The organism is Burkholderia sp. RF2-non_BP3 (genome assembly GCF_001522185.1).
GTDB lineage: Bacteria > Pseudomonadota > Gammaproteobacteria > Burkholderiales > Burkholderiaceae > Burkholderia > Burkholderia diffusa.
Genome location: NZ_LOSU01000021.1, coordinates 1 through 1,388 on the forward strand (window position 1 = coordinate 1; position 1,388 = coordinate 1,388).

General features: G+C 64.9%; 1 protein-coding gene. It reads right to left on the reverse strand.

Annotated elements, in window-relative coordinates; all coding sequences use genetic code 11:
• A partial coding sequence (locus WS45_RS35615; protein ID WP_059699308.1) for a hypothetical protein occupies window positions 1-1,388 on the reverse strand: 1,388 nt, incomplete at both ends.

The following is a 1,388-nucleotide window of genomic DNA, read 5'->3' on the forward strand; positions in this document are numbered from 1 at the left end:
GCGATCTCGTCGCTGTCGACCGGCATCACTTCGTTGTCGACGGGGCTCAGCTCGACCAACAGCTCGGTGGCTTCGCTCTCGACTTCCACGTCGACGGGTCTCTCGTCGGCAACCAGCTCGATCAGCTCGCTGTCCACGGGACTCAGCTCGACCGATAGCACGGTGGCTTCGCTGTCGACCTCGACGTCGACGGGTCTGTCGTCGGCGACCAGCTCGATCAGCTCGCTGTCCACGTCGACCTCGACCGGTATCAACTCGCTGTCGACCGGCCTCAGCTCGACCAACAGCTCTGTCGCTTCGCTGTCGACGTCGACCTCGACGGGTATCAACTCGCTGTCGACGGGCCTGAGCACGACCAATAGCACGGTGACGTCGCTGTCGACGTCGACGTCGAGCGGTCTGTCGTCGGCCACCAGCTCGATCGGCTCGCTGTCGACGTCGACCTCGACGGGCATCAATTCGTTGTCGACGGGCCTCAGCTCGACTGATAGCACGGTGGCCTCGCTGTCGACGTCGACGTCGACGACGGCCAACTCGTTGTCGACGGGCTTGAGCACGACCAATAGCACGGTGACGTCGCTGTCGACGTCCACGTCGAGCGGTCTCTCGTCGGCGACCAGCTCGATCGGCTCGCTGTCCACGGGCCTCAGCTCGACCGATAGCACGGTGGCTTCGCTGTCGACCTCGACGTCGACGGGTCTGTCGTCGGCGACCAGCTCGATCAGCTCGCTGTCCACGTCGACCTCGACCGGTATCAACTCGCTGTCGACCGGCCTCAGCTCGACTGATAGCACGGTGGCCTCGCTGTCGACCTCGACGTCGACGACGGCCAACTCGTTGTCGACGGGCTTGAGCACGACCAATAGCACGGTGACGTCGCTGTCGACGTCCACGTCGAGCGGTCTCTCGTCGGCGACCAGCTCGATCAGCTCGCTGTCCACGGGCCTCAGCTCGACCGACAGCACGGTGGCTTCGCTGTCGACCTCGACGTCGACGGGTCTGTCGTCGGCAACCAGCTCGATCGGCTCGCTGTCGACGTCGACCTCGACGGGCATCAATTCGTTGTCGACGGGCCTCAGCTCGACTGATAGCACGGTGGCCTCGCTGTCGACGTCGACGTCGACGACGGCCAACTCGTTGTCGACGGGCTTGAGCACGACCAATAGCACGGTGACGTCGCTGTCGACGTCCACGTCGAGCGGTCTGTCGTCGGCGACCAGCTCGATCAGCTCGCTGTCCACGGGCCTCAGCTCGACCGACAGCACGGTGGCTTCGCTGTCGACCTCGACGTCGACGGGTCTGTCGTCGGCGACCAGCTCGATCGGCTCGCTGTCGACGTCGACCTCGACGGGCATCAATTCGTTGTCGACGGGCCTCAGCTCGACCGG